The sequence below is a fragment of the Azoarcus sp. DN11 genome, assembly GCF_003628555.1.
Lineage (GTDB): Bacteria > Pseudomonadota > Gammaproteobacteria > Burkholderiales > Rhodocyclaceae > Aromatoleum.
Genome location: NZ_CP021731.1, coordinates 1,886,575 through 1,912,559, shown reverse-complemented (window position 1 = coordinate 1,912,559; position 25,985 = coordinate 1,886,575). Strand labels below are relative to the sequence as shown.

Annotated in this window: 27 protein-coding genes; 9 read left to right on the top strand and 18 right to left on the bottom strand. The window is 66.9% G+C overall.

The features are described from left to right. The first annotated feature begins 116 nt into the window (after positions 1 to 116). Complete coding sequence (locus CDA09_RS08780) at positions 117 to 1,091, top strand: LysR family transcriptional regulator (RefSeq protein WP_121428271.1); 975 nt, start codon at positions 117 to 119, stop codon at positions 1,089 to 1,091. Positions 1,092 to 1,190: 99 nt separating this feature from the next. Here the strand turns inward: CDA09_RS08780 and CDA09_RS08775 are convergent, their stop codons facing one another. From CDA09_RS08775 to CDA09_RS08765, 3 genes are all read right to left on the bottom strand, one after another. Then, positions 1,191 to 2,768 (bottom strand): acyl-CoA synthetase, encoded by a 1,578-nt coding sequence (locus tag CDA09_RS08775; protein ID WP_121428270.1) that lies wholly within the window; start codon positions 2,766 to 2,768, stop codon positions 1,191 to 1,193. 70 nt (positions 2,769 to 2,838) lie between these two features. Then, the gene (locus CDA09_RS08770) at positions 2,839 to 4,029 is read right to left on the bottom strand and encodes a thiolase family protein (protein ID WP_121428269.1); all 1,191 of its coding nucleotides are present in this window, start codon (positions 4,027 to 4,029) and stop codon (positions 2,839 to 2,841) included. A 16-nt stretch (positions 4,030 to 4,045) separates the two neighbouring features. Beyond that, the gene (locus tag CDA09_RS08765; RefSeq protein WP_121428268.1) at positions 4,046 to 5,182 is read right to left on the bottom strand and encodes an acyl-CoA dehydrogenase family protein; all 1,137 of its coding nucleotides are present in this window, start codon (positions 5,180 to 5,182) and stop codon (positions 4,046 to 4,048) included. A gap of 230 nt (positions 5,183 to 5,412) precedes the next feature. Here CDA09_RS08765 and CDA09_RS08760 point away from each other — a divergent pair, with 230 nt between their 5' ends. After that, on the top strand, positions 5,413 to 6,468 hold the full coding sequence (locus tag CDA09_RS08760; RefSeq protein ID WP_121428267.1) for an AraC family transcriptional regulator: 1,056 nt from the start codon (positions 5,413 to 5,415) through the stop codon (positions 6,466 to 6,468). 49 nt (positions 6,469 to 6,517) lie between these two features. Here CDA09_RS08760 and ypfH read toward each other — a convergent pair whose 3' ends face one another. Both ypfH and CDA09_RS08750 read right to left on the bottom strand, forming a co-directional pair. Then, a complete protein-coding gene (gene ypfH / locus CDA09_RS08755; RefSeq protein WP_121428266.1) occupies positions 6,518 to 7,147 on the bottom strand; it encodes an esterase in 630 nt (209 codons plus the stop codon). A 32-nt stretch (positions 7,148 to 7,179) separates the two neighbouring features. After that, positions 7,180 to 7,632, bottom strand: a complete 453-nt coding sequence (locus CDA09_RS08750) for a DoxX family protein (protein ID WP_121428265.1) — start codon at positions 7,630 to 7,632, stop codon at positions 7,180 to 7,182. A gap of 294 nt (positions 7,633 to 7,926) precedes the next feature. Here CDA09_RS08750 and CDA09_RS08745 point away from each other — a divergent pair, with 294 nt between their 5' ends. Both CDA09_RS08745 and CDA09_RS08740 read left to right on the top strand, forming a co-directional pair. After that, positions 7,927 to 8,877 (top strand): glutathione S-transferase family protein, encoded by a 951-nt coding sequence (locus tag CDA09_RS08745; RefSeq protein WP_121428264.1) that lies wholly within the window; start codon positions 7,927 to 7,929, stop codon positions 8,875 to 8,877. Between the two features lie 121 nt (positions 8,878 to 8,998). Then, on the top strand, positions 8,999 to 9,193 hold the full coding sequence (locus CDA09_RS08740; protein ID WP_121428263.1) for a hypothetical protein: 195 nt from the start codon (positions 8,999 to 9,001) through the stop codon (positions 9,191 to 9,193). A gap of 37 nt (positions 9,194 to 9,230) precedes the next feature. On the opposite strand, the gene pqqE is transcribed toward CDA09_RS08740, so the two are convergent. The 6 genes from pqqE to CDA09_RS23140 all read right to left on the bottom strand — a co-directional run bounded on the left by pqqE (position 9,231) and on the right by CDA09_RS23140 (position 13,300). Then, complete coding sequence (gene pqqE, locus CDA09_RS08735) at positions 9,231 to 10,355, bottom strand: pyrroloquinoline quinone biosynthesis protein PqqE (RefSeq protein WP_121428262.1); 1,125 nt, start codon at positions 10,353 to 10,355, stop codon at positions 9,231 to 9,233. Between the two features lie 10 nt (positions 10,356 to 10,365). Beyond that, a complete protein-coding gene (pqqD, locus tag CDA09_RS08730) occupies positions 10,366 to 10,641 on the bottom strand; it encodes a pyrroloquinoline quinone biosynthesis peptide chaperone PqqD (RefSeq protein WP_121428261.1) in 276 nt (91 codons plus the stop codon). After that, on the bottom strand, positions 10,638 to 11,429 hold the full coding sequence (pqqC, locus tag CDA09_RS08725; protein ID WP_121428260.1) for a pyrroloquinoline-quinone synthase PqqC: 792 nt from the start codon (positions 11,427 to 11,429) through the stop codon (positions 10,638 to 10,640). The genes pqqD and pqqC overlap by 4 nt, the downstream gene beginning before the upstream one ends. A 41-nt stretch (positions 11,430 to 11,470) precedes the next feature. Next, complete coding sequence (gene pqqB / locus CDA09_RS08720) at positions 11,471 to 12,385, bottom strand: pyrroloquinoline quinone biosynthesis protein PqqB (protein ID WP_121428259.1); 915 nt, start codon at positions 12,383 to 12,385, stop codon at positions 11,471 to 11,473. A gap of 57 nt (positions 12,386 to 12,442) precedes the next feature. Beyond that, a complete protein-coding gene (gene pqqA, locus CDA09_RS08715; RefSeq protein WP_076601006.1) occupies positions 12,443 to 12,517 on the bottom strand; it encodes a pyrroloquinoline quinone precursor peptide PqqA in 75 nt (24 codons plus the stop codon). A gap of 489 nt (positions 12,518 to 13,006) precedes the next feature. Continuing rightward, a complete protein-coding gene (locus CDA09_RS23140; RefSeq protein WP_128106545.1) occupies positions 13,007 to 13,300 on the bottom strand; it encodes a hypothetical protein in 294 nt (97 codons plus the stop codon). 436 nt (positions 13,301 to 13,736) lie between these two features. Here CDA09_RS23140 and copK point away from each other — a divergent pair, with 436 nt between their 5' ends. Together copK and pip are read left to right on the top strand one after the other, a co-directional pair. Beyond that, the gene (gene copK, locus CDA09_RS08700; RefSeq protein ID WP_121428257.1) at positions 13,737 to 14,018 is read left to right on the top strand and encodes a periplasmic Cu(I)/Cu(II)-binding protein CopK; all 282 of its coding nucleotides are present in this window, start codon (positions 13,737 to 13,739) and stop codon (positions 14,016 to 14,018) included. Positions 14,019 to 14,041: 23 nt separating this feature from the next. Further along, positions 14,042 to 15,124 carry a prolyl aminopeptidase gene (gene pip / locus CDA09_RS08695; RefSeq protein WP_286164433.1) on the top strand — a complete coding sequence of 361 codons (1,083 nt, stop codon included), beginning with the start codon at positions 14,042 to 14,044 and terminating at the stop codon, positions 15,122 to 15,124. A 35-nt stretch (positions 15,125 to 15,159) separates the two neighbouring features. Here pip and pgi read toward each other — a convergent pair whose 3' ends face one another. After that, positions 15,160 to 16,797: a glucose-6-phosphate isomerase gene (pgi, locus tag CDA09_RS08690; RefSeq protein ID WP_121428255.1), complete on the bottom strand. Its 1,638-nt coding sequence runs from the start codon at positions 16,795 to 16,797 to the stop codon at positions 15,160 to 15,162. A gap of 253 nt (positions 16,798 to 17,050) precedes the next feature. Here pgi and CDA09_RS08685 point away from each other — a divergent pair, with 253 nt between their 5' ends. Further along, entirely contained in the window at positions 17,051 to 17,593 is a 543-nt protein-coding gene (locus tag CDA09_RS08685; RefSeq protein WP_121428254.1) for a M48 metallopeptidase family protein, read from the top strand. Between the two features lie 9 nt (positions 17,594 to 17,602). Here CDA09_RS08685 and dbpA read toward each other — a convergent pair whose 3' ends face one another. From dbpA to hydA, 4 genes are all read right to left on the bottom strand, one after another. Next, positions 17,603 to 19,048: an ATP-dependent RNA helicase DbpA gene (gene dbpA / locus CDA09_RS08680; RefSeq protein ID WP_174718423.1), complete on the bottom strand. Its 1,446-nt coding sequence runs from the start codon at positions 19,046 to 19,048 to the stop codon at positions 17,603 to 17,605. 13 nt (positions 19,049 to 19,061) lie between these two features. Then, positions 19,062 to 19,553 carry a hypothetical protein gene (locus tag CDA09_RS08675; protein WP_121428253.1) on the bottom strand — a complete coding sequence of 164 codons (492 nt, stop codon included), beginning with the start codon at positions 19,551 to 19,553 and terminating at the stop codon, positions 19,062 to 19,064. 195 nt (positions 19,554 to 19,748) lie between these two features. Continuing rightward, positions 19,749 to 20,927, bottom strand: a complete 1,179-nt coding sequence (locus CDA09_RS08670) for an alpha-hydroxy acid oxidase (RefSeq protein ID WP_174718422.1) — start codon at positions 20,925 to 20,927, stop codon at positions 19,749 to 19,751. Positions 20,928 to 21,025: 98 nt separating this feature from the next. Further along, the gene (gene hydA, locus CDA09_RS08665) at positions 21,026 to 22,465 is read right to left on the bottom strand and encodes a dihydropyrimidinase (protein ID WP_121428252.1); all 1,440 of its coding nucleotides are present in this window, start codon (positions 22,463 to 22,465) and stop codon (positions 21,026 to 21,028) included. A gap of 324 nt (positions 22,466 to 22,789) precedes the next feature. On the opposite strand from hydA, the gene CDA09_RS08660 reads away from it, so the two are divergent. Further along, complete coding sequence (locus CDA09_RS08660) at positions 22,790 to 23,545, top strand: GntR family transcriptional regulator (protein WP_121428251.1); 756 nt, start codon at positions 22,790 to 22,792, stop codon at positions 23,543 to 23,545. Between the two features lie 13 nt (positions 23,546 to 23,558). Here the strand turns inward: CDA09_RS08660 and CDA09_RS23620 are convergent, their stop codons facing one another. Together CDA09_RS23620 and CDA09_RS23615 are read right to left on the bottom strand one after the other, a co-directional pair. Next, positions 23,559 to 23,975, bottom strand: a complete 417-nt coding sequence (locus CDA09_RS23620) for a GntR family transcriptional regulator (protein ID WP_286164487.1) — start codon at positions 23,973 to 23,975, stop codon at positions 23,559 to 23,561. After that, entirely contained in the window at positions 23,971 to 24,258 is a 288-nt protein-coding gene (locus CDA09_RS23615) for a GntR family transcriptional regulator (RefSeq protein WP_286164432.1), read from the bottom strand. Before CDA09_RS23615 ends, CDA09_RS23620 begins: the two co-directional genes overlap by 5 nt. Before the next feature lie 401 nt (positions 24,259 to 24,659). Between CDA09_RS23615 and CDA09_RS08650 the strand changes: the two genes are divergently transcribed. After that, a complete protein-coding gene (locus CDA09_RS08650) occupies positions 24,660 to 25,970 on the top strand; it encodes an MFS transporter (RefSeq protein ID WP_121428250.1) in 1,311 nt (436 codons plus the stop codon). The last annotated feature ends 15 nt before the right edge of the window (positions 25,971 to 25,985 follow it).

Below are 25,985 nucleotides of genomic sequence, written 5' to 3'. Positions count from 1 at the left end.
CGCAATCGCGATCAGTCGCCTGATCGCTTTGCGGCGATTATCTTCATGCGTGGCCCGATAGAGTAGCCCGACGCGGTGATAGCATCTATTCCCCACAGGAATGATCCGGAGTCGCGATGGACCGCATGCGCCTGATGGAAACCTTCGTCCGCGTCGCCGAAACGGGCAATTTCTCCGCCGTCGCGCGCGAGGCACGCACCACGCAATCCGCCGTCAGCAAGCAGGTGCAGGCGCTCGAGAAGCTGGTGGGCACCCCGCTCCTGCTGCGTTCCTCGCGCAGCCACGCGCTCACCGAAGCCGGCCAGCTCTACTACGAACGCTGCCGGCAAGTCCTCGATACGCTGGAGGAAGCGCATATCGAGGTGCATCGCGCCGAACACGAGATCTCCGGCCTGCTGCGCGTCGCGGCCCCGGTCGCCTTCGGGCGCCTGCACATCGTGCCGCGCCTGCCGGCCTTCTACGCTCGCTTCCCCAAGCTCAAGGTCAATCTTCAGCTCGACGACGGCTTCACCGACCTCGTCACCGCCGGTATCGATGTCGCCTTTCGTGTCGGCGAGCTCAAGGACAGCGGCCTGATCGCCCGCCGCATCAGCACCGCCCACCGCGCCACCCTCGCCGCGCCGTCCTACATCGAGCTGCACGGCGAACCGCAGCACCCTAACGATCTCACCCGGCACAACTGCCTGATCTACACCGGCCTCGCGACGCTCGACGAATGGAACTATCTCGACGCCGAGGGCCGCCCATACAGCGTCCGCGTCGACGGCAACTTCCAGTCCAACAGCTCCGAGGCCATCCGCCAGGCCGTCTGTGAAGGACTCGGCATCAGCAATTCCCCCCTCTGGACCTTCGGCGACGACCTGCGCGCCGGCCGCGTCAAGGCCATCCTCACGCGCTACCGCCCGCCGCCGTTGCCGCTCAACGTCGTCTTCCAGCCATCGCGCCGCCCCTCGCTGAAGGTGAAGAGCTTCGTGAACTACTTTTCGGAGGCGTTCAGCAACGATCCGGACATCGCGCAGATGCTGACTGCCGAACCGGACGCGGCCGACACGGCCACCGACCCCCCGCCGGCTTCCAGACTGCGAGGATGACCGGCTCGAGCGAAAAACGCCCGGCGGATGCGTCGGGCGTTTTCACGTCAGGGAGGACCTTTGGCGCCAGGCGACGACCGGCCGCGGAGCCTGGGAATCCTAGTTGCCACTTTCCGTACGGAATCGTTCCCGCAGCTCGCGTTTCAGCAACTTCCCCGACGCGTTGCGCGGCATGTCCTCAACGAAGTACACCCGCTTGGGCACCTTGAACGCGGCCAGATTCTCGCGCACGTGCGCGATCAGCTCGTCCGCGCTCGCCGTGGCGCCCTGCTTCAAGGCAACGACGGCCGCGACGGCCTCGATCCAGCGTTCGTCAGGCACGCCGATCACTGCAACCTCCGCCACCGCCGGGTGTGTGTACAGGCACTCCTCCACCTCGCGGCTCGCCACCACCACCCCACCGCTCTTGATGATGTCCTTGATGCGGTCGGTGATGTAGAGATAGCCGCCTTCGTCCAGGTAACCGACGTCGCCGGTGCGGAACCAGCCGTCGGCGAAAGTGCCTGCCGTCTCCTCCGGTTTGTCCCAGTAGCCACTCATGAGCTGCGGCGAACGATGCACGATCTCGCCCATCTCCCCGGGCGCGACGTCCTGCATGTTCACATCGACGATGCGCGTCTCGACGTTGAAAATCGGCCGCCCCGCCGAGGCCGGGCGCTCGGCGTGTTCTTCCGGACGCAGCACGGTCGCAAGCGGGGCGATCTCGCTCTGGCCATAGCAGTTGTAGAGCTTCAGCGCCGGCAGGCGCGACGCGAGCTCCTGCAGCACCGGCACCGGCATGATCGACGCGCCGTAATAACCTTTCTGCAGCGAGGCGAGGCGCGCCGCATCGAAGCCCGGATGACGCAGGAAGGCGATCCACACCGTCGGTGGCGCGAAGAAGGACGTCACGCGCTCACGCTCGAACAGCTCGAAGCAGCGGTCCGGCTGCGGAGCCTGCACCAGCCGCGTCGTGGCTCCGACCAGCAGCTGTGGCATCAGGAAGACGTGCATCTGCGCCGAATGGTAGAGCGGCAGCGCGGCCAGCGAGACGTCCTCGCCGCGGATGTCCGTCGCGAGCAGCGTGCTCGTGTATTCGGCCAGCAACGCGCGATGGCTCATCATTGCCCCCTTGGGCGCGGCGGTCGTGCCGGACGTGTACAGGAGCTGGGCAATGTCCTCATCCGTCGTGTCGATGTGCGGTGCCACGTCATCCCCCGCACCCTGCGCCCACTCGAGCACGTCCTGCCCGCTGCCGCCGTCCAGCGTCCCGCGCCATTCGCAACCCAGCGTCGGCCCGAGCGCCTCGACGTGCACCGCCATGTCGGCGTCGCAGAACAGCGCACGCGCACCCGACTGGTCGACGATGTAGCGCAGTTCCGCGTCGAGCAGCGCGTAATTGATCGGCACGTGGATGAGGCCGGCCTTCGCGCAGCCCAGCCACAGCAGCACGTAGGCATCGGAATTGCGCCCGTAGGCCGCGACACGGTCGCCGGCGACGAGGCCCAACCCCAGCAATCGGTTGGCCACGCGATTGGCCGCGCGGTCGAGCTCGGCGTAACGCCAGCTGCGCGCCTCGAAGCGCAGCGCCTCGCGTTCCGGGTTGCGGCGCACCGATCGCGCGAACGCATCGCCGATCAGGTTGCGCGCGGCCCGACGCGCGTTCGCGTTCAGGTCGGCGGTTTTCACGGCACTCATCCTCTCGTCTCCTTTGTTGTACCGGGGTCTCGGCTGTGCCCCTGTTCGTCTGCCTGCTTGCTTCGTCGCTTCAGATCCGTTCGATCACCGTGGCCGTCGCCATGCCGTGGCCGATGCACATCACCTGCAGGCCGAACTGGCCGCCGCGGTGCTCCAGCCCGGCGAGCATCTTTGCCATCAGACCGGCGCCGGTGCCGCCCAGCGGGTGGCCATGGGCGATCGCGCCGCCCCACGGATTGAGCTTGTCGAGGTCCGGCGCGAACTCACGTGCGAAGCATAGCGCGACGCTGGCGAAGGCCTCGTTCACCTCGATCCAGTCGAGGTCGCGGATCGACAGCCCGGCGACCTCCAGCGCGCGCCGTGCAGCGGGGATCACGCCGGTGAGCTGCATCACCGGGTCGGAACCGACCGCCACACGCGCACGGAAGCGGGCCCGCGGCCTGATCCCGTGCGCCTCGGCCGCCCCGCGGCGCCCCACCAGCACCGCCGACGCACCGTCCGACATCTGGCTCGCGTTGGCGGCGGTGACGCCGCCTTCGCCCGGCTGCCGGAACACCGGTGCCATGCCGCGCATCCGGTCCACGTCGATCGATGCGCGGATGCCCTCGTCGTGGGCCAGCGTGATCGCCCCCCCTTCCCTGTCCACGCCCGTCACCGGCAGGATCTCGGCATGCACGCCGGCGGCCCGGGCGGCTTCGGCGCGGCGATGGCTCTCGATCGCGAAGTCGTCCATGTCCGCGCGCGACAGTTTCCACTGCTCGGCGATGCGCTCGGCGCTCTCCACCTGATGCGGGATCGCGTAACGACGCAGGATGTCGGGATGCAGGCCGTCGAAGCCGCGAAAATCCCCCTCGCCCAGCGTCAAATCAAGGAACATCGGCACGCGGCTCATGCTCTCCACGCCGCAGCCGATCGCGAAATCGAGATCGCCCGCCGCCACTGCCTGCGACGCCGCATGCACCGCGAACTGGCTGGAGCCGCACATGCGGTTCATCGACACGCCCGGCACCTCGGCCGGCAGACCCGCCAGCAGCGCCGCCTGGCGGCCGATATTGGCGCCCTGCTCGCCGGCCTGGCTCACGCAGCCCGCGAGCACGTCGCCGACGCGATCGGCGGGCAGGCCGGTGCGCTGCAGCACGCCGCCGATCGCCGTCGCCAGCAGTTCGTCGGGACGGGTCTCGCGCAGCGCGCCGCCGCGGCGGCCGAAGGGGGTGCGGACGGCGCCGAGGATCAGCGCTTCGTGAGGGTGGGGTTGAGTCATCGATTGCTCCTGTCGTTCAAGCCCGCTGCATTTCCCGGGCGATGATGTTGCGCTGGATTTCGCTCGTGCCTTCGTAGATCTGCAGCACCTTGGCGTCGCGGAAGAGTTTTTCCACCGGATACTCGGTCGAGTAGCCCATGCCGCCGAAAATCTGCACCGCCTCGGTCGCGGCCCACATCGCCGCATCGGCGGCAAAGGCCTTGGCGACCGACGCCTCGATCGTGTTCGGCCGGCCCTGATCCAGCAGCCACGCCGCCTGGTAGGTGAGCAGGCGCGCCGCCTCGAGCTTCATGCGCATCTCGGCGAGCTTATGCGCGACGGCCTGATGCTCGACCAGGCGCCTGCCCATGCTTCGGCGCTCGGTCGCGTAAGCCAGCGCCTCGTCGATGCAACGCTCGATGAGTCCGACCCCGAAGGCCGCGACCATCGGCCGCGAGTGGTCGAACACCGTCATCGCGAGCTCGAAGCCGCTGCCGTCCTGGCCCAGCCGGTGGTCTTCCGGCACGAACACCTTGTCGAGGAAGACCTCGCAGGTGGGCGCGGCGCACTGTCCGAGCTTGCCCAGCGGCTCGCCGACCGACAGCCCCCGGCTTGCGCGCGGCACGATGAAGGCCGTCATGCCCCGGTGGCCGGCATCCGGCGCGGTCTTGGCGAAGACGACGAAGAACTCGGCGACGTTGGCGTTCGAGATCCAGATCTTGCTGCCCGTCAGCATGTAGCCGCCGGACACGCGCTCGGCGCGCGTGCGGATGCCGGCCACGTCCGACCCCGCTCCCGGCTCCGTCATCGCGAAGCTCGCCAACGCCCCCTGCGCCGCCGCGGCGAGATAGCGCCTGCGCTGCGCCTCGGTACCCGCAATCACGATCGGCTCGGTCGCCAGCGCATTCACGCACAAGGCAGTGCCGATGCCGAGGCAGCCGCGGCACAAGGCTTCGGTCACCAGCACTAGTTCGAGGCAGCCCAGACCGCCGCCCCCGACCGATTCCGGGAGGTTGATGCCGAGCAGGCCCAGCTCCTGCGCGCGTTGATGCACCTCGAGCGGGAAGGCCTTGCTGCGATCGGCCCCGGCGGCACGCGGCACGATCTCGCGGTCCGAGAAACGCCGCGCGAGCTCGCGGATCTCGCGCTGCTCCGCGTTCAACTGGAAATCCATGATCTCTCCTCGTCACCACCACTTGGCGGGCAATGGGTGCATCTGTGCTTTAATTGCCAGAACTCGGCGAGTTTCCGAATCAATCACCCCACCGGCAACGGCTTAACTGTTTCAGATGTCGTGATTTGCGACCCATACTATTGCGTATGGTCATGCTTGTAGATGGCAGAAAACGCCCATCGATTGACATTTCCTGCCACGATTCACCGACTCATGGGAATCACTGAAGCATGAACCGGCCATCCGTCACCGTTCCGATCCGCATGATCGGCCAGCTCGTCGAGCGGCTCGGTGAGCGCCGGGCGCTCGCCCGGGACTGCATCGCCCGCGCCGGCATTGCACCGGCGCTGCTCGAACAGGAATCGGCGCGCGTCACCGTTGAACAGTTCGCGCTGTTCTACCGCACGCTCGCGGTCGAACTGGATGACGAGACGCCTCTCTTCTTCTCGCGCCCCCTGCGCGCCGGCACGCTCAAGTTCCTGTGCCTGTGTCTGCTCGACGCTGCCAACCTGCGCGTCGCGCTGCACCGGTATTGCGGCTTCTTTCGGCTGATGCTGGACGACATCCATTTCGAGATGCACGACGATGACGGCCTCACGCGTATCACGCTGGTCGAGCGGACCGACCTGGGCGATGCGCGGGTGCTGATCCTGGAACTGATGCTGATGCTCGCGCAAGGCATCGCGTCGTGGATGATCGACCGCAAGCTCCTCTTCGCCCACGTCGACCTCGCCTACCCGCCCCCACCGCACGCCGGCGAATACATCAACATGTACGCCGGCCCCGCGCGCTTCGACCGCCCGCTCACCGCACTCCACATCGAACCCGCCTTCATGGATGCCCCCATCCGCCAGGACAAGGCCTCGCTCGCGGCCTTCCTGCGCAGGGCCCCGATGGACTGGATCCACGTTTCGGTGAGCGAACGCCTGGTCACCCACCGCGTGCGCGACCTGCTCGAAGCGCACCTCGGCACGCCGCAAACGGTGCGGGACGTCGCCCGCGCCCTGCACATCTCACCCCGCACCCTCGCCCGCCACCTCGACGCCGAAGGCACGCACTTCCAGGCGATCAAGGATGCCCTGCGGCGCGACGTGGCGATCGCACGCATTTCACGCTCGGATGAACCGATCGCCAACATCGGCGCCGATCTCGGCTTCGATGACCCAGCCGCGTTCAACCGCGCATTCAAGCAGTGGACGGGCACGCCGCCCGGCGCTTATCGAAGGCGCAGGACGGACCCGCGCGCGGGCTGGCGCCTGAATCCCGTGTCACGGCCCGGATCGTAACGGGACACGCCGCCTACCGTGGGGGACGGGAATCGCGCCCCCCCACTGTTCACCCTTTGCGCACCTGTTCGCACACCCGCTCAACGACGCCTTGATCGATCATGTGCCCCACCTCGGGAATCATGTTCAGATCGACTCGCGCGCCCATCGAAGCGAGCCGGTCTGCCGCTGCGATGCTGTAGCGCGGGTCGATCACCGGGTCGTCGTCGCCATGCACGAAGTGCACCGTGATGGTCTCCGGGCAGATCCGGGGCGGTTGCGCAAACCGTCCGGCGATGGAAATCACCTGCGCGGCGATCGCGTCGGGCAGCTGAGTCGATTCGAGCGCCATGATGGCGCCTTGCGAAAAGCCGATCAGCGTCGTGGCCTCGGGATCAAGCCCCGACCGCTTCTGCCAGCCCCGCACTGCCTGGACGAAGCCCGGCATTGCAGCGGCGATGCGGTCGATGCGGTTTTCCTCGGTAACGGCGCGCACCGGGAACCACTGCCAGCCCATGCCGAAATCCGACGGATCCGGCGAGCGCACGCTCACCACCCAGGCGGCCGGTTCGGTCGTCGCGATCGCTGCGGCGAGCGGCAGGAGATTTTCCGGCGTGGCTCCCACGCCGTGGAACAGGAGGATGAGGCGCCGGCCCGTGCCGGCAGGTTTCTGAACGAGGATGGAGGAGTCGTCTTGCATGGTCGTTTCCGCTCGAATGGTGCCGGTTTCGATTAACGCTTGCCGCCCGCGGGCGCCAGCACGGCGTCCAGCGAGGCCTTGCCCGCACCGCTGAACAGCAGCGAGATGGCGACTGCCAGCAGCGCCAACCCGTACTCGTAGCCGTTGTTCTTCATGAACAGACCGTTGGCCGCGTGCACGCTGAAGATCGCCACCAACATCGCAAAGGCCAGCACCGCCGATGCCGGACGCACGAGCAGGCCGATGATCAGCGCGAGGCCACCGAAAAATTCCGCGCCGCCGCCCAGCAGCGCCATCAGGTAACCCGGCTCGAGACCGATCGACGCCATCCACTTCCCCGTCCCTTCGAGGCCGTAGCCGCCGAACCAGCCAAAGAGCTTCTGCGCGCCATGCGCGGCAAAGATGATGCCCACCGGGAGGCGCAGCGCCAGCGCCCCCCAGCCGGCGTTGGTAGCGAGAAGGCGATTCACGAGTCCGTTGCTCATTTTATTTCTCCATTGATTGGGTGGGGGCCGTCCGCCTTTTTTGAAATGCGTGCTGACCACAACCCAAACTGTACCGGGCGAGAAAACGCCGGAAAACAGCGCAAATTGACATGATATGTTCCACAACCAGCAACAATAAGTCCGGCCGCCACGCATCGGGCCCCACACAAAGAACCACGCGCTGTTCCGCTTATGGCAACAGTAATGCCCGGCGGGGGTCCTATATCTTCCGCCACGGGTCCAATACCTTCTCCCCACCAACGAGGGTCGAACCCCGAACAGAGAGAGGAAAACATGCTTGTAAACGGACAATGGGCGGAAAACTGGCAGCCGGTGCAGAAGAGCGACGCCGACGGGCGCTTCATCCGCCAGCACTCCGGGTTTCGCGACCGGATCGGCGCGGACAGCGCGAAAGGCTTTTCGCCGGAAGCGGGTCGCTACCAGCTCTACGTCGCCTACATCTGCCCGTGGGCGTGCAGGACGCTGATCGCGCTGCGCCTGAAGGGCCTCGAACACGTGATCGACGTGTGCGCGGTCGACCCGCGCCTGGGTGACCAGGGCTGGGCTTTCACCGGCCGCGACGGCACCGACTTCGACCGCGTCAATGGCGCGAGCTACATGCATGAGATCTATACCCTGGCCGACCCGACGCACACCGGCCGCGCGACGGTGCCGGTGCTGTGGGACAAGAAGACGCGCACGATCGTCAATAACGAGTCGTCGGACATCGTCCGCATCCTCGACAAGGACTTCGCCGCGCTCGCCACGCAGGACGTCGACCTGCGCCCGGCCGGGCTGGAAGCGGAGATCGACGCCGTCAACGAGCGCCTGTACGCGGGATTCAACAACGGCGTGTATCGGGCCGGCTTCGCAGGTACCCAGAAGGCCTACGAGGAAGCGGTCGCGGAGGTTTTCGGGACGCTGGACTGGATGGAGGAGCGGCTCGCACGTGCCGACTGGCTCGCAGGCGACCGGCTGACCGAGAGCGACATCCGCGCCTTCGTCACACTGGTGCGCTTCGAGCTGGCCTACTACAGCCTGTTCAAGTGCAACCTGCGGCCGCTCTCCGCCTACCCCGCGGTACTCGCCTACCTCGTGCGCCTGCTGGCGATCCCGGCCTTCGCAGCGAGCGTTCGCCCCGACCATATCAAGGCCGGCTACTATTCCATCAAGGCGCTCAATCCGACGGGAATCGTGCCCGCCGGACCGAAGCCCGACTACCTGGAGCCGCTGCTCGCGGCATGAGCGCATGACCGAAGTGCCGTGCTTGCATGGCACTTCGCATACACAGTCTTACAAACGAGTCATGACCGGCAGTGCACGGCCACCGCCGGCGGGACGTTGACCACTGACAAGGAGGTCAATCATGGCTCGCACATTCACCAAGCTCCTCGCCACGTCCCTCGTGGCCGGCCTGCTCGGCGGCTGTATCATCCTGCCGCTGGATTACGACGACCATGGCGGCTATGGCCACCATCACCGCTACTGGGGCAACCGCGGCTACGGCGACGGTTATCGCTACTGGGACGACGACAGCCGCAGCTGGCGCTATCGCCGCTGATATCGCCGGCTCCGGCCTCGCGGGATGCTTCCGGCGGTCAGCCGGCAAGCCGCCGCGACGCCACCGGATCGCGGAACACCAGCGGCACCTCCCGTCCCTTGCCTGCTTCCGCCCGCGCCAGCGCCTCGACCACGACATGATGCGCCGGCGACCGGTCGCACACCGGATCGGCTTCGGCCGGATCGCCCGCAAGCATGTAGGCCTGGCAGCGGCAGCCGCCGAGGTCCTTTTCCTTGTCCGGGCAGCTGCGGCAGGACTCCTTCATCCAGCCGTCGCCGCGATAGCGGTTGAAGCCTTCCGTGTACCAGATCTCGCGCACGCCCATCTCGCGCACGTTGGGGAAGGCGAGGCCCGGCAGCATCTTTGCCGTGTGACAGGGCAGCGCGGTGCCGTCCGGCGTGACGGTGAGGAAAACGTTGCCCCAGCCGTTCATGCACTTCTTCGGGCGCTTCTCATGGTAATCGGGCACGACGAAGAAAATGCGGATGCGGTCGCCGTACTTTTCCCGGTATTCGTTGGTCACGCGCTCGGCCCGCTCGATCTGCGCGCGCGTGGGCAGCAACTGGTCGCGGTTCAGCAGCGCCCACGAGTAGTACTGGCTGTTCGCGAGTTCGAGGTACTCCGCGCCCAGCTCGACCGCCATCTCGATGATGCGGTCGATGTATTCGATGTTCAGCCGATGGATCACGCAGTTCATCACCATCGGCCAGCCATTCTCCTTGATCAGCGTGGCGACGCGCTGCTTGAGGTCGAAGGTGCGGGTGTGCGACAGAAAGTCGTTGAGCTCGCGCGTCGAGTCCTGGAACGACAGCTGGATGTGATCGAGGCCGGCCGTCTTCAGCGCCGCGGCGCGCTCGGGCGTGAGGCCGACGCCGGAGGTCAGGAGGTTGGTGTAGAAGCCCAGACGATGCGCCTCGGCGACGAGCACTTCGAGGTCGTCGCGCAGCATCGGCTCGCCGCCCGAGAAGCCGCATTGCACGCTGCCCGCCGCGCGCGCCTCGCGCAGCACGCGCAGCCAGTCCTCGGTGGAAAGCTCCGGCCCGCTCGACGTGAAATCGACCGGGTTGTAGCAGAACGCGCAGTGCAGCGGGCAGCGGTAGGTGAGTTCGGCGAGCAGCCACAGCGGCGGGCCGGGTTGCGCGGGAATGGCGGTGGCGGACATGGTGCCCTCCCTACCCTTCGATCCACTGCTGGCCGCGCGCGAGCTCGAGGAACTGCGCGACGTCATCCGCGAGTCCGCTCGCACCGAAGGCCTGCTCCAGTTCCGCGACGATCACGGCCACCGTGCGGCTGCCGTCGCAACGCCGCATGATCTCGCCGGCGCTCTGGTTGAGCTTCACCATCCCTTCAGGATAGAGCAGCACCCACGCCTGCTGCGCCTCCTCCCACTGTAGGCGGAAACGGCGCGACACGAGCGGGCACGCATCCATGGCGACCGGCGCGGTCATGTCTTCGGCCCCCGGATTTCCATTTCGCACTGGCTCAGCATGATCGCGTCGGCGAGTGCCCACAGCACGTCGAGCTTGAACTGCAGGATCTCCAGCGCCCGCTCCTGCAGCGCGCGGCTGCGGCTGAAGTAGTCGAGCGTGAAGCGCAGGCCGTGGGCGACGTCGCGCCGCGCCTGCGTGAGGCGGTTGCGGAAATACTGCAGCCCTTCGGGATCGACCCACGGGTACATTTCTGGCCAGGTGTCGATGCGCTGCTGGTGGATGTGCGGCGCGAAGAGTTCGGTCAGGCTGGACGCGATCGCCTCCTGCCACGGGCGCTGGCGCGCGAAATTGACGTAGGCGTCGACGGCGAAACGCGCCGCCGGCACGACATGGCGCAGCGAGGTGACGTCGTCACGCGTGAGGCCCACGGCCTCCCCCAAGCGGATCCACGCCTCGATCCCACCGGGATCCTTCACCCCGCCGCCCTCACCCAACTGAGCATACCCGTCATGATCGAGCATGCGCTGGATCCACTCGCGGCGGATCTCGCGATCCGGGCAGTTCGACATGATCGCGGCGTCCTTCACCGGAATCGCGATCTGGTAGTAGAAGCGGTTGGCGACCCAGCCCTGCAGCTGCACGCGCGTGAGCTTCCCTTCGGCCATCATCACGTGGAAGGGGTGATGGATGTGGTAGCTTGCGCTCTTGCCGCGCAGGCGGGCCTCGAACTCCTCGCGGCTCAGCGGCGGCGCGTCGTTCGCACATACCCGCGCGGCGGCATCCTCGATCGCTACGTCGAAATCCATCTCGCTCTCTCCTTCCAATGCAATCGATCCGCGGACGGCGCTCACAACGACAGCTCCATGCCGTCGTAAGCCACCTCGATGCCGTGCGCCGCAAGCTGCGCGCGCTCGGCACTGTCCTCGTCGAGGATCGGGTTCGTGTTGTTGATGTGGATCAGCACCTTGCGCGTGCGTTCAGGCAGGCGATCGAGCCATTCGAGCATGCCGCCGGGGCCCGACTGCGGCAGGTGGCCCATCGCGCGCGAAGTCTTCGACGAGGCGCCGAGACGGATCATCTCGTCATCGGTCCACAAGGTGCCGTCGACCAGCACGCAATCGGCCGCCTGCATCGCCGCCCACACATGCTCTTCCATCTCGCCGAGGCCCGGCGCGTAGAACACGCGGCGGCCGCTCTTCGCATCGACCAGCGTCACGCCGATGTTGTCGCCCGGGCGCGGCTGGTCGCGATGCGGCGAGTACGGCGGCGCGTTGCTCGTGAGCGGCAGCGCCTCGAACGCCACGCCCGGCACCCCATCAATGTCGAAGCGTCCGGCGAGCGGCAGCTCGTGCCAGTCGATGCCGCAGTAATGGCCGAGCACGCCGAAGAGCGGATTGCCGGCCGACAGGTCCTCGCGCACCTCGGCCGTGCACCAGAGCTGATGCGGGGACCGGTGCTCGCGCAGCATCAGCAGCCCCGTCGTGTGGTCGATCTGCGCGTCGATCAGCACGATCGCACGGATCGCCGTGTCGCGCAACGCGCGGGCCGGCTGCAGGTCGGGAAACGCGCGGATCTGCTGCAGCACGTCGGGCGAGGCGTTGAACAGCACCCAGTTCTCGTCGTCACCGCTCACCGCGATGGACGACTGCGTACGGGCGTGGGTACGTACCGTCCCCCGCCGCAGGCCGTCGCAGTTGCGGCAGTTGCAGTTCCATTGCGGGAATCCGCCCCCCGCCCCCGAACCGAGCACCCTGATTTTCACCGCTCCCGCCTCCTCTCAAGACGCCACGGCCCGCTTGGGCAGGCCGCGGCCGGACGCTCAACGCGTCGCGATGTACATCGTGATTTCGAAGCCGAAGCGGAAATCGCAAGCCGAAGGGGTTTCCCATTTCATGAACGTGTCTCCTGTGTAGTCTGTTGGGGTCTGGCCGCGACATCACTGCCCGGCCGGATCACAGGATGCGCCGCAGCGCCCGATCGCACATCGGAAAATTGGGGAAGTTCACCTAGTGATTTTCATGAGATGCATGGCGGCCCTCTGGCTCTGCAGCGATCCCTGGAGCGGGCCAAGCGCATTCACTGCCAGCGTCCCAAAAACAGGCACCGGCAGCAGCGCTATGCGTTGCTGAAAAGAATCAGCTTCACGGGATCGATCGGCCCCAAGTCATGCCACGCTCCCGGAACCACTCCTCCAATGATGCCTGCGCCGAGACACTGGTGATCACATTCAACGAGCCAGTGCCTGCGGAGAACGAGGGCGCAATAGCGGTAGTTGACCGAGTGCTCGGGACAACCAACAGCGGCGGCAAGGAGACGGCAGCCACATCTTTCACCGTGCGCGCGCGTAACCAGATTCGGCGCGTCTTGCATGAGTATGTGGTCTCTATTTCATGTCGCGTTGATGATCATGTCGCTTCTGTGCGGCTCCGTCCTGCACATCCGCCTTCTTTGCCTTGTCGCCCGAAGGCGCAGTTTGCGTGGCAGGTACGCCGAGCTTTTCCGTCACGTGGCTGTGCCGCAAAAACGATTGCGCTGGCGCTGCCGCGGTCGGCGCCGCTGCCGCGGTCGGCGCATTTGACTGTGCGGTGCCTGTGGCGTCAGATGTGGCACCCGCGCTAAAGGACATTGTGATCGCGACACAGGCGGCGCTGAGGGTGAATGCAGTCCTGGATTTCATGATGACCTCCGGAGGTGGTGGAAATTGCAGCGCCTTTATCAGCGCCCGATCACTCACTGGCATTGGCAGCGTGCGCCTGCGGCGCTGACGACAGGATGACCTTGACATTACAAGCACGTAACCGGGTGGTCTGGCGCACAACCTTTCAGAGCGAACTCATCGCCACCTGGGTCCCACTGCATTTCAACGCAACCATCCGTCTCAATTGCTCCTCTTCGGAAACGAACAGCTCCACCGCCTCAGGATCGAACTGGCTACATTACATTGTTGTCATGCACCGAAAGCGGCGGTCGAATCTGACATTTTAATGACGACAACGTAATGTCGCAGTCATCATGATGTTTGGTGAAACCTCCTAACATGAGCACGTGGTCGCTCATGAATGAGCGCTCAACACCGCATATTCTTGCGGCGTCAAATCTCATAGGAGTCAATCATGTTGATGAAAATTGCCAGTGCTGCCGCCGCCATCCTGATCGCCACCACGGCGTTTGCCGCTGATCAGGGCAAGGTTGAAAAGTCGTATGAGTTGAAGGACGGCTCGACCGTATACGTCTTCAAGGACGGCAAAATGGCCATGGAGAACAAGGTTGGCCAAGTGGTTTCCATGAAGGAGGGACATGCGATGGAAACCAAGGACGGAAAACAGATCATGATGAAGGGGAACGAGATCTGGCGGCTCGATAGCGTGCTCCACCGCGAACATCAGACGAACTGAAACCGAGCGTTCGCCGGGAGAATATGGCGAATCAGCCCGTCTGCCATACGGCAGACGGGCTGATTCGCTTTCTATGGGAGCGCGACACACGATCCGCTAGTATTCCGCCCATGCCCGTTACCGTGCCGCCCGCGAGTACCCCCTGTCCGTTGCCATTCCCCACCATCGAGCCGTGGCAATCCGGCTTGCTCGCGGCCGGTAACGGCCATGCGCTCCATCACGAGCAATGCGGCAATCCGCAAGGCCTGCCGGTGTTGATCCTTCATGGCGGACCGGGCAGCGGCTGCTCGCCGCGCATGCGGCAGCTGTTCGATCCCGCACGCTTCCGCATCGTGCTCTTCGACCAGCGCGGCTGCGGGCGCAGCACGCCGCGCGGCGGATGCGCGCACAACACGACGGCGGACCTCGTCGCCGACATCGAGCGGCTGCGGCTGCATCTGGGCATCGAGCGCTGGCTGGTCGTCGGCGGCTCATGGGGCGCGGCGCTCGCCATCGCCTACGCTGCGCAGCATCGGGATGCCTGCCTAGGGGCGATCCTGCGCGGGGTTTTCCTGACCGGCCGCGCCGACCTGGAGTGGTTCTTCGTCTCGGCCGCAGCGCTGTTCCCGGAAAGCTGGCACCTGCTCGACGAGGCCGCGCCCGGCGACCGGGAGCGCGCACTGCCCAATCGGCTGTTCGACGCCGTGCTCGGCGGCGACGTCGCGATCGCTATCGAAGCGGTACGCCGCTGGGTGCAATGGGAGACGACCCTCTCAGACGGATCGGCCGCGCCCGCACCGGAATGGGCAGACGCCGGCGAGCGCGACGCCCTGCTCGCCAAGTACCGCGTGCAGGCGCATTACCTGCGGCACGAGTGCTTCCTCGGAGAGACCCGCCTGCTGGAACTTGCCGCGCGGCTCGGCACCCTTCCCGTCGCGATCCTGCATGGCGAACAGGATCGCGTCTGTCGAGTCGAGAATGCGGAACGCCTGCATCGCGCGGTGCCGGGCAGCAGCCTGCGCATCGTCCCCGACGCCGGGCACAATCCCTTTTCACCCGCGATGCTTCAGGCTTTCGCCGACGCGGTGGACTTTCTCCACTGTCGAGCGATCACCGCGCCGCGCTGAGCGATCCCGCCCGCGGGCGGACGGCAGGCGCAGCGTCAGTGCGCCGCGCGCACGGCGGCGATCAGGCCTTTCGTCGATGCATCGTGCTCGCCGGCCGCACCGCCGCCCAGTTCGCCCGCGATGCGCGTGGCGATCTGCTTGCCCAGCTCCACGCCCCACTGATCGAAGGCGTTGACGCCCCAGATCACGCTCTGCACGAAGACCTTGTGCTCGTAGAGCGCGATCAGCGCACCCAGCGCGCGCGGCGAGAGGTCCGGCAGCAGCAGCGTGTTGCTCGGGCGGTTGCCGGGGAAGACGCGGTGCGGGACCAGCGCTTCGAGGGCGTCGCCGGTCATGCCACCGGCGACGAGTTCGGCACGCACCTCGTCGGCCGTCTTGCCCACCATCAGCGCCTTGCTCTGCGCGATGCAGTTCGCCAGCAGCAGACGGTGGTGTTCGGCCAGATCGTGGCTCGGCTTGAGCGGCGCGATGAAATCGACCGGAATCAGGTCCGTGCCCTGGTGCAGCAGCTGGAAGAAGGCGTGCTGGCCGTTGGTGCCGGGTTCGCCCCAGATCACCGGGCAGGTCACGGTGTCGACCGGCTTGCCGTCGCGCGTCACCGACTTGCCGTTGCTCTCCATCTCGAGCTGCTGCAGGTAGGCCGGCAGCCGCGCGAGGGCCTGTGCATACGGCGCGATCGAGACGCTCGTCGAACCGAAGAAAGCGCGATACCACACGCCCAGCAGGCCGAGGATGACCGGCATGTTGGCTTCGAGCGGGGCCTCGGCGAAGTGGCGGTCCATCGCGTGCGCGCCGTCGAGGAGCGCTTCGAAGTTGTCGCGCCCGACGTAGAGGGCGATCGGCAGGCCGACCGCCGACCACATCGAGTAGCGCCCGCCGACCCAGTCCCAGAAGCCGAACATGTTCGCGAGATCGATGCCGAAGGCGGCGACGCGCTCGGCGTTCGTCGACACCGCGACGAAGTGCTGCGGAATCGCCGCCTCGCTGCCGCCGTTGGCGAGGAACCACGCACGCGCACTCGCGGCGTTGGTCATCGTCTCGATCGTCGTGAAGGTCTTCGACGCGATGATGAACAACGTGCGCGCCGGATCGACCTTCGCGAGCACGCTGGCGAGGTGGTCGCCGTCGATGTTCGACACGAAGTGCATCGTCAGGCGTTCGTGCCCGCAGGCGGCGAGCGCCTGGCAGGCCATCGCCGGACCGAGGTCGGAGCCGCCGATGCCAATGTTGACGACGTCGGTGATCGTCCCGCCCGCGAAGCCGCGCCACTCGCCGCTGCGCACCGCTTCGGCGAAGCGGCCCACGCGGCCGAGCACCTCGCGCACGTCCGGCATCACGTCCTGACCGTCGAGCTCGACCGGCGTATCGCTGCGGTTGCGCAGCGCGACATGCAGCGCGGCGCGGCCTTCTGTGGTGTTGATGCGACGCCCGGCGAACATCGCCGCGCGCTCGGCTTCCAGCCCGCGGTCGCGTGCGAGCGCGGTGAGCAGTTCCAGCGTGCGCGGCACGATGCGGTTCTTCGAATAGTCGAGGAAGAGGCCCGCGGCACGCAGCGAGAACCGATCGAAACGGACGCTGTCCGCCGCGAAGAGTTCGCGCAGGTGCTGCTCGCCGAGTTCGTCACGGTGGGCGGCGAGTGCGCGCCAGGCTGAAGAATTCGTCAATGAGGTCATGGTCAGGCTTCGAATCCACGGATGCACCGCACAGTATGACTGCACCCGGTGTTGAACGGCTCCATGCGCCGCTTTTCCCGGTCGGACGCCTAGGCGATCCGCATCCCGCGTCGAGGGCAGAAGGATACATGCATCCCTGCACACCGTCGTCACAGAATTGTGGCGAACGGAAACATTCTTGGCCTGCGGCAGCGCGAAGAATCCCGGTGCCACAGCAGCGGTACAATTGCCCCTTCGCGCCCCGCCGACACGCATGCATCCCCGAACCGCACCCGATTATCTCGCGGGCTACCCACCCGATCTCGCCGCCCAGGTGCGCAAGCTGATCGAGGAGGACCGGCTCGGCGACCTGCTGCTGAAGAAATATCCGCAGACGCACGCGGTGCGCAGCGACCGGGCGCTCTACGACTACGTGCAGGCGCTCAAGGACGAATTCCTGCGCAATGCCGGGCAACTCAGCAAGGTGGCGTACGACAGCAAGCTGCACGTGATCCAGCACGCGCTGGGCACGCACACGCGCGTGTCACGCGTGCAGGGCGGCAAGCTCAAGGCAAAGTGCGAGATTCGCGTCGCGGCCGTGTTCCGCGACATGCCGCCGGAGTTCCTGCGCATGATCGTCGTGCACGAACTGGCCCACATCCGCGAGCGCGAGCACGACAAGGCCTTCTACCAGCTGTGCCGGCACATGGAGCCCGACTACCACCAGCTGGAATTCGACCTGCGCGCCTACCTCTGCCATCTGGACGTCACCGGCCGGCCGCTGTGGCACGCGGCCGCCGATACGCCGAAGCCGTGATGCGGCGATTCAGCCGGCGAGCGCGCGCACCTTCACCGGCTTGCCCTTGAGCCGGCCCGCGGACAGCCTGCGCACGGCTTCGCCAGCGATCTCGCGCACGACCGCGACGTAGGTCGTCTGGTCGGTCACGGTGATCTTGCCGACCTGCTCGCGCGTGAAGCCCGCCTCCCCGGTCAGCGCGCCGAGCACGTCGCCGGGCCGGATCTTGTCCTTGCGCCCGCCCAGGATCTGCAGGGTCACCATCGGCGGCAGCAGCGGTGATTCGTCCCCGCCCTGCAGGGAACCCAGGCCATGCCACTCCGGCTCGATGCCCGTCACCTGCGCGATGGTGGCCACGCGGCGCTTGTCCGCTGGGCTGCACAGCGTCAGCGCCCAGCCGTCCTCGTCGGCACGGCCGGTACGACCGATGCGATGGATGTGGACTTCCGGATCGGGCGTGACGTCGACGTTGATGACCGCTTCGAGTTGCGAGATGTCGAGGCCGCGCGCTGCCACGTCGGTCGCGACCAGCACGGAACAGCTGCGGTTGGCGAACTGGATCAGCACCTGGTCGCGCTCGCGCTGTTCGAGATCACCGTGCAGCGTCAACGCATGGAAGCCCTGCTTGTGCAGAACATCGACCAGTTCCCGGCACTGCTGCTTGGTGTTGCAGAACGCCAGCGTGCTGACCGGGCGGTAGTGCCTGAGCAGCGTACCGACGGCCTGCAGACGCTCCTCGTGCTTGATCTCATAGAAGCGCTGGCGGATCTTGCTGCCCTCGTGCTGCCCGGTCAGCTTCACCTGCTGCGGGTTGCGCAGGAACTGCTGCGCGAGCCGCTCGATCCCCTCGGGATAGGTCGCGGAGAACAGCAAGGTCTGGCGCCGCACCGGGCACTGGCTGGCGACGAACGCGATGTCGTCGTGGAAGCCCATGTCGAGCATGCGGTCGGCTTCGTCGAGCACCAGCGTGTTGAGCGCATCCAGCCTCAGGCTGCCACGATCGAGGTGGTCCATGATGCGACCCGGCGTACCGACGACGATGTGCGCGCCGTGCTCCAGGCTCGCCCGCTGCGGGCGCATCGTCGTGCCGCCGCACAGCGACAGGATCTTGATGTTGTCGGCCGATCGCGCCAGGCGGCGGATCTCCTGCGTCACCTGGTCCGCCAGCTCGCGCGTCGGACACAGCACCATCGCCTGCACCGCAAAGCGGCGCGGGTTCAGGTTGGTGAGCAGCGTCAGCGCGAAGGCCGCCGTCTTGCCGCTACCGGTCCTGGCCTGCGCGATCAGGTCGTGCCCGGCGAGCGCCAGGGGCAGGCTGGCCGCCTGGATGGGCGTCATCGTCCGGTATTCGAGCTGCTCCAGCGTCGCCAGCAGCGCCGGCGACAGCGGCAGCTCGCCGAAGGGGCGCGCGGCAGGGGTGGCCCCCGGCGCGTCGGGGGTGGCCGAGTCCGCCTGCGGCAGGATCGATTCGCTCATGCTCACTTGCGCCTCAGCCCTTGCGCCGACGCGCGGCGCCGGCGGGCTTGCGCCAGTGTCCCGCGCGCTTCTTTTCGGTGTCGGCGGTCTTGGGCTTGGGCATCAGCAGGTTCTTGCCCGCCCCTTGCCCCGACGCGCGGTGTGCGAGGATTGCGGCGTTCAGTTGCTCGACCGTCGGCACGGCCGCGGCCTGCTCGCCCTGCCCGACATGCGCGCCGAGCCGCTGCCGGACCTCGAAAATGCGCTCGGCCGTATCCGCCTTCTTCGGCAAGCCGGTGACGATCGCCTGCGACGCCGCATTCAGCGAGAAACGCCCCTCCTCCACGCAGATGAGGCCGTTCGCCGACAGGCGCTGGAACGAATCGGCCAGCTTCGCCTCCGGCGGGATGGCCCCCTGCAGCAGATCGACTGCCGCGATGGCCTCGACAAGCTCGGCCGGGCGCCGCTTCGAAGCGAGCGCCAGGGCGAGCAACAGGAGTGCGTCAATATCGTGAAGCGGGTGCATCGAATACCTTTCAGAAACGGCGGGAAAAATGGATCGAAGAGGGGCGCGCATTCGCGCAACGGCCGCGGCACGGAGGGGGCACGAGGGCCACGGCAGACGCCGGAAAAATCCGCCAAGGGCGAGAGTGTAAGCGCTCAGCGCGCGCGCGACGCCAATAAGTTGCGGGGCGCCGCGTGCGCCCCCGAGGGGATCCGCTCAGCGCAGCGGCTGGCGTATGCAATCGGGCCCGAGCCGCGTCAGCAGCGGGCAGCCGAGCAGCGCGAGCGTCCGGTCGATCTCCGAACGCAGGATCTCCAGCGCCCGCGTGACGCCGGGCTTGCCGGCTGCCGCGAGGCCGTACAGCGTCGCGCGCCCGGACATCGACGCGTCGGCCCCCAGCGCGCGCGCCTTCACGAAGTCGCTGCCGCGGCGCAGGCCGCTGTCGATGATCAGCGTCATGTCCGCCCCGACCGCCGCGCGGATCTCCGGCAGCACGTCGATCGGCGCGACGCAGGTGTCGAGCTGCCGGCCGCCGTGGTTGGTGATGACCAGTCCGTCCACACCGAGCAGTTTCGCGCGCTCCGCGTCATCCGGGCGCAGGATGCCCTTCACGATCAGCTTTCGCGGCCAGAGGTCGCGCAGCCACGCGACGTCGTCCCAGTTCAGCGACGGGTCCATCTGGCTCGCCAGGAAGGTCGCCGCGTTGCGCGCGCTGTCCTGCCCCGGCGGCAGAAAGTCGCCCAGGTTGCGGAAACGCGGCATGCCGTGCGGGATCAACACGTCGAAGAGCCAGCGCCAGCGCGTCGCGACATCGAACGTGTTGTCGAGATTGAGCTTCATCGGCGCGCGGTAGTTGCGCCGGTCCCATTCGCGGTTGCCGAAGGCCGCCACGTCGGTCGTCAGGACGATCGCCTCGGAGCCCGCCTCCTCCGCGCGCTTCACGACGCCGGCGAGGTTCTCGCGGTCCTTGAACGGATAGATCTGCATCCAGTGGCGCACGCCGGTCGCGACGATACGCTCCAGCGACACCGTCGACACCATGCTCTGGCACATCGGGATACCGGCCTCGCGCGCGACCTCGGCGAGCATCAGGTCGCCCTCGTGCGACAGCAGGCCGTTGAAGCCGGTCGGCGCGATGATCGCCGGCATCGCGATGCGCTCGCCGAACAGCTCGCAGCCGAGGTCGCGTTCGGAGACGTCGACCAGCGTGCGCGGCTGGAAGGTGATCGCGTCGAGGCTCGCGCGGTTCTGCCGCAGCGTCACCTCGTCGTCGGCGCCGCCTTCGAGATATTCGAAGCAGAAGTTGGGGATGCGCGCGGCGGCCATCGCACGCAGTTCGGCAATGTTCTGGGCGCGACGCGGATCGCGGCCCCGGTAGAGTTTGCGCATCGGCATCGGGCGCCCGGTTCCAAAGCAAGAAGTCCGCCCCACGATACCGGAGGCGGACTTCGCAGGCTAGCCGTCCATCATGATACGGACCGCTGCCGTGTGCCCTAGCCTTCCCGCACCAGCTTGCGCTCGCTCTTCGGGCGTGCCGGCAGCGGCTTCGCGCATTCGAGGAAGCGCCCGCGGCCTTTTTGCGCCTGCGCCTGGCCGTTCGCCCACACCACTTCGCCGCGCGAGATCGTCACACTCGGCCAGGCCTTCAGGTGCATGCCCTCGTAGGGCGTGTAGTCGACGTTGTGGTGCAGCCTCTCGTTGCGGATCGTCACGTCGATATCGGTATCCCAGATCACGATGTCCGCGTCGCAGCCGACCGCGATGCTGCCCTTGCGCGGGTACAGGCCGTAGAGCCGCGCGACGTTGGTCGAAGTGAGCGCGACGAAGCTCTGCGGGTCGATGCGGCCGGTGAGCACGCCTTCCGAAAACAGCAGCGCCATGCGCGTCTCCAGCCCGGGGATGCCGTTCGGGATCTGGTCGAAGGAGGCGTCCTCGCCCGCGGCCTTCTTCCCCTGCGGGTCGTCGAAGCGGAACGGCGCGTGGTCCGACGAGAAGACCTGGAACACGCCGTTCTCCAGCCCGTCCCACACCGCCTTCTGGTTCGCCTTGTCACGCGGCGGCGGGCTGCACACGCATTTCGCGCCGTGCAGATCCTCGCCTTCGAGATGCTCGCTGGTCAGGAACAGGTACTGCGGGCAGGTCTCGCCATACACTTGCAGGCCGCGGCCCTGCGCCCAGCGGATCTGCTCCACGGCCTCGCGGCCCGAGACGTGCACGATGAGGATCGGCACATCGACCAGCTCCGACAGCGCGATCGCGCGGTGCGTCGCCTCGCGCTCCACCAGCATCGGCCGCGAGGCCGCGTGGAAGCGCGGCGCCGTGTGGCCGGCGGCGAGCAGCTGCTCCGTGAGCCACGCGATGCAGTCGGTGTTCTCGGCGTGGATCATCACCAGCGCGCCCTCGCGGCGCGCCACCGCGAGCGTCTCGAGGATCTGGCGGTCGTTGAGCTTGAGGTCGTCGTAGGTCATGTAGATCTTGAACGACGTGTAGCCTTCCTTGATCAGCTCGGGGAGTTCGCGCTGCAGCACGTCCGGTGTCGGGTCGCTCACGATGAGATGGAAGGCGTAATCGATGACGGCCTTGCCGCCGGCGCGCGCGTGGTAGTCGTCCACCGCCGCGCGCAGCGACTGCCCCTTGAACTGGCACGCGAAGGGCACCACCGTCGTCGTGCCGCCGCACGCGGCCGACAGCGTGCCCGAGTGAAAGTCGTCGGCCATCTTCGTACCGTCGCTCATCGGCTGGTCGAGGTGGCAGTGGCCGTCGATGCCCCCCGGCATCACGTAGCGGCCGGCGGCGTCGATCTCCTGCCGGCCGGCAGGCAGATCCCTCCCCAGCGCGGCGATCACGCCGTCGCGGATCCCGATGTCGCAGTCGAACTCGTCGGCTGCCGTCACAACGTGGGCGCTGCGCACCACCAGGTCGAAGCTGTGCATTGTCGTCTCCATCCTTTTATGGGTCCTGGCCGACGGGCTTGAACGCCGCTCTCGCTGGCGCCACGTCTGTCCAATATAAACATTCGTTTTGTCGACAATTTATCGATATTTTTTTCGACATGCAAGAACCGCCCATGCACAATCTTCACGCCCGGAGACAACAGACCCGCCTTGCGAAGATCGGCAACGGCGTCCCGGCTCGATTGCCGATCACGCGGCAAATGCCGACACCACGCGCCCCTTTCTTGCGGCTGCGTCGGCGCGAATCGTAAAATTCAGGTTCCGGCCCGATCTTGCGGGCCCCCTCTGGTGCAGAACGACAGGATGCAGACGAAGACGGTCAAACGGCGCGGCGTCCGCGCATCGTCGCCGGCCCCCTTGCAGGACGAGCGGCCGGTCAACGAGGGCGAAGGCGGCGCGTCGGACCTGGAAATCTACGAGCGGATCATCACGTCGATCATGGAACACCGGCTGCCGCCGGGCACCAAGCTCGGCGAGGACAAGCTGGCGAAGATCTTCGGCGCGAGCCGCGCGCGCGTGCGCCAGGTGCTCGCGCGGCTCGCGCTCGAACGCGTGGTCGTGCTGCATCCCAACCGCGGCGCCTTCGTCGCCGAGCCCACCGTGGAGGAGGCGCGCGAGGTGTTCGAGGTGCGCCGCCCCCTCGAAGCCCTCGTCGTGCGGCGCATCATCGCGAAGAAGGATCCGGCGATCATCGCGCGCCTGCGCGCCCACGTCGAAGCCGAGGAAGCCGCCCGCGCCGCACGCGACCGCCGCGCGATCATCCGCCTCTCCGGCGAATACCACATCCTGCTCGCGGAACTCTCCGGCAGCGCGCTGGCCGCGCGCCTGATGCACGAACTGGCGTCACTCACCTGCCTCATCATCTTCCTGTACGACGCCCCTTCGGTGCCCGCCTGCCGCGACCAGGAGCATTCCGAGATCACGCAGGCGCTGGCCGATCGCGATGAAGCCACCGCGATCCGCCTGATGACCGAGCACCTCGAGCACGTGGAAGCCTGCCTCGACCTTTCGCGCGGGCGTCCCGAAGAACTCGACCTCGAAGCCGCGCTCGCCGGCTGAACGCCCAGCGGCCTCAGGAGAAGATCCGCTCCAGATCGTCGTCTTCCTGCGCCGACAGGCTGATGTCGAGCGACTGCTCGACGTGGTCCAGGTGATGCAGCATCAGCGCCGCCGCGGTCTCCCCGTCGCGCTTCGCGAACGCTTCCAGCAGCCGGCGATGCTCGTCGTCCGGGCATGCGCGCCCGGCCGGCGAGTCGTACAGGAAGATGATGAGGCAGGTGAGTGACGCCAGTTCGTGCATCTGGCGCGCGAGAATCGCATTCCCGGCCATCTCCGCGATCTCGAGGTGGAACTCGCCCGACAGCTTCACCACCTGCGGCCGGTCCCGCGCGGCGCGCGCCCTTTCCTCCGCGACCACGAGTTGGCGCAGGCGCGCGAGTTGCGCCGACGTCGCCGACGCCGCGAGCTTGCGGGCAAGCGCCGGTTCAATGAGCCGGCCGGCGTGCCTCGAACACCTCGCGCGCCTCCTCCACGGTGGGCTCGGCGACGAAGGCGCCGCGATTCGGCACCAGCGTGACCACCATCTCGTGCGACAGCCGCGTGAGCACCTGCCGGATCATCGCGCGGCTGGCGCCGAACACCGCCGCAAGCCGTTCCTCGACCAGCTTGCGGCCGGGCGCCAGGCGGTGCTCGATGATCGCGGCAAGAATGCGGCGGTAGATGGCGTCCGGATCGGCGCCCGCCGTTGCGCGCGCCCTGCGCACTGGCGCCATGCGCAGCACCGTGGGCTCCGGACTATCCTGCCCGCTCTCGCACGCGCGCGGACTATCCTGAACTGATTGTCGTGGCCTCATGAAACTCTCTCAATCGGGTCTGCGTTTATTGTCAGCCAACTTTAAACTTTTTTGTCGACAATTTATTGACTTCATGTCGGCGCCACACCTATATTGACTCGCACACCGCTGTCGAACGTCTTTCCGGTCGGCGATCCACCCGGTCGACAAACCCGGTCCGCAATCGACAGCGAAAAAGAAAAGCAAGAAAGGACGCAAGGCCCGCACCCCGGGACCCGGCGTCGAAAGCGAGCAACACGCGGTAAAGGAGGCGTCGGCCCGGCGGCATGGCCGGTCCGGAATGGCCACGACACATAAAAGCTGTGGAAAGGAGACACCACATGAAAGCTGAAATCGCCCTGGAGCGGGCAGCAGCGATACCGGAGACGCAGACGAAGGTCCGCTGGCGGATCTTCCTGATGATGTTGTTCCTCATCTCGATCAACTACATCGACCGCGCCTCGCTATCCGTCGCGATGCCGATGATCGCGAAGGAGTTCGACATCGGCCCCGCCGCCCAGGGTCTGCTGCTGAGTTCGTTCTTCTGGACCTACGCCTTCATGCAGATCCCGGGCGGCATGCTCGCGGACAAGTACGGCCCGCGCCATGTCATCGCCGGCGCCACGCTCGGCTGGGGCTTCTTCCAGGCGATCGCAGGCGTGTGTACGGGCTGGGTGAGCCTGCTCATCACGCGCCTCGGCCTCGGCGCGGCGGAAGCTCCGATCTACCCCGCGGGCGGCAAGCTCAACGCCATCTGGATGACGCAGAACGAGCGCGGCCGCGGCGCGACGCTCCTCGACGGCGGCGCACCGCTGGGCGCGGCGCTCGGCGCGATGCTGATCTCCGCCCTGATCGCGGTGATGGGTTCGTGGCGCGCGGCCTTCATCATCGCCGGCGTGGGTACGCTGATCGCGGGTTTCTGGGCGTATTCGTACATCCGCAACCGCCCGCGCGAACATGCGGGCGTCAATGACGCCGAAGCCGAATACATCGAGGAGGCACACGCGAAGGAACTCGCTGCGCAGCCGTCCGTGACCAGCGGCAAGCTGATGGACTTCTTCCGCTACCGCTCGGTGTGGGGCATGTTCTTCGGCTGGATGTGCTTCAACGCGCTGTTCTACGGCCTGCTCACCTGGATGCCGACCTACCTGTCGAAGCAGCACGGTTTCGACATCAAGCAGATGGGCGGCGCCGTGTTCATCATGTTCTTCGCCGGCTTCGTCGGCGAACTGATCGGCGGCTGGATCGCCGACAAGTGGAAGGAAACGGGCGCCTCACAGGGCAAGGTGCTGCGCACGCTGTTCGGCATCGCGTCGATCCTCGCGACCGTCTCGATCTACAGCGTCGCGCAGATCACCGACCCGGTCACCGTCGTCGTGCTGCTGTCGGTCACGCTGTTCTTCCTGCGCTGGTGCGGCCTCTTCTGGTGCGTCCCGTCGATCCTCGGCACGCGCAACCGGGTGGGCTTCCTCGGCGGCGTGATGAACCTCGGCGGCAACTGCGCGGGCATCGGCGTGCCCATCCTCGTCGGCCTGATCGTCCAGGCGACCGGCTCGTACTACATGGCGCTGATGCTGTTCGCCGCCGCCGGTGCAGGCCTGTTCATCTGCTCTACGATGCTGATCGACTACGACAAGAAGATCCCGGTCTGATCTCCCCGGGGCTCC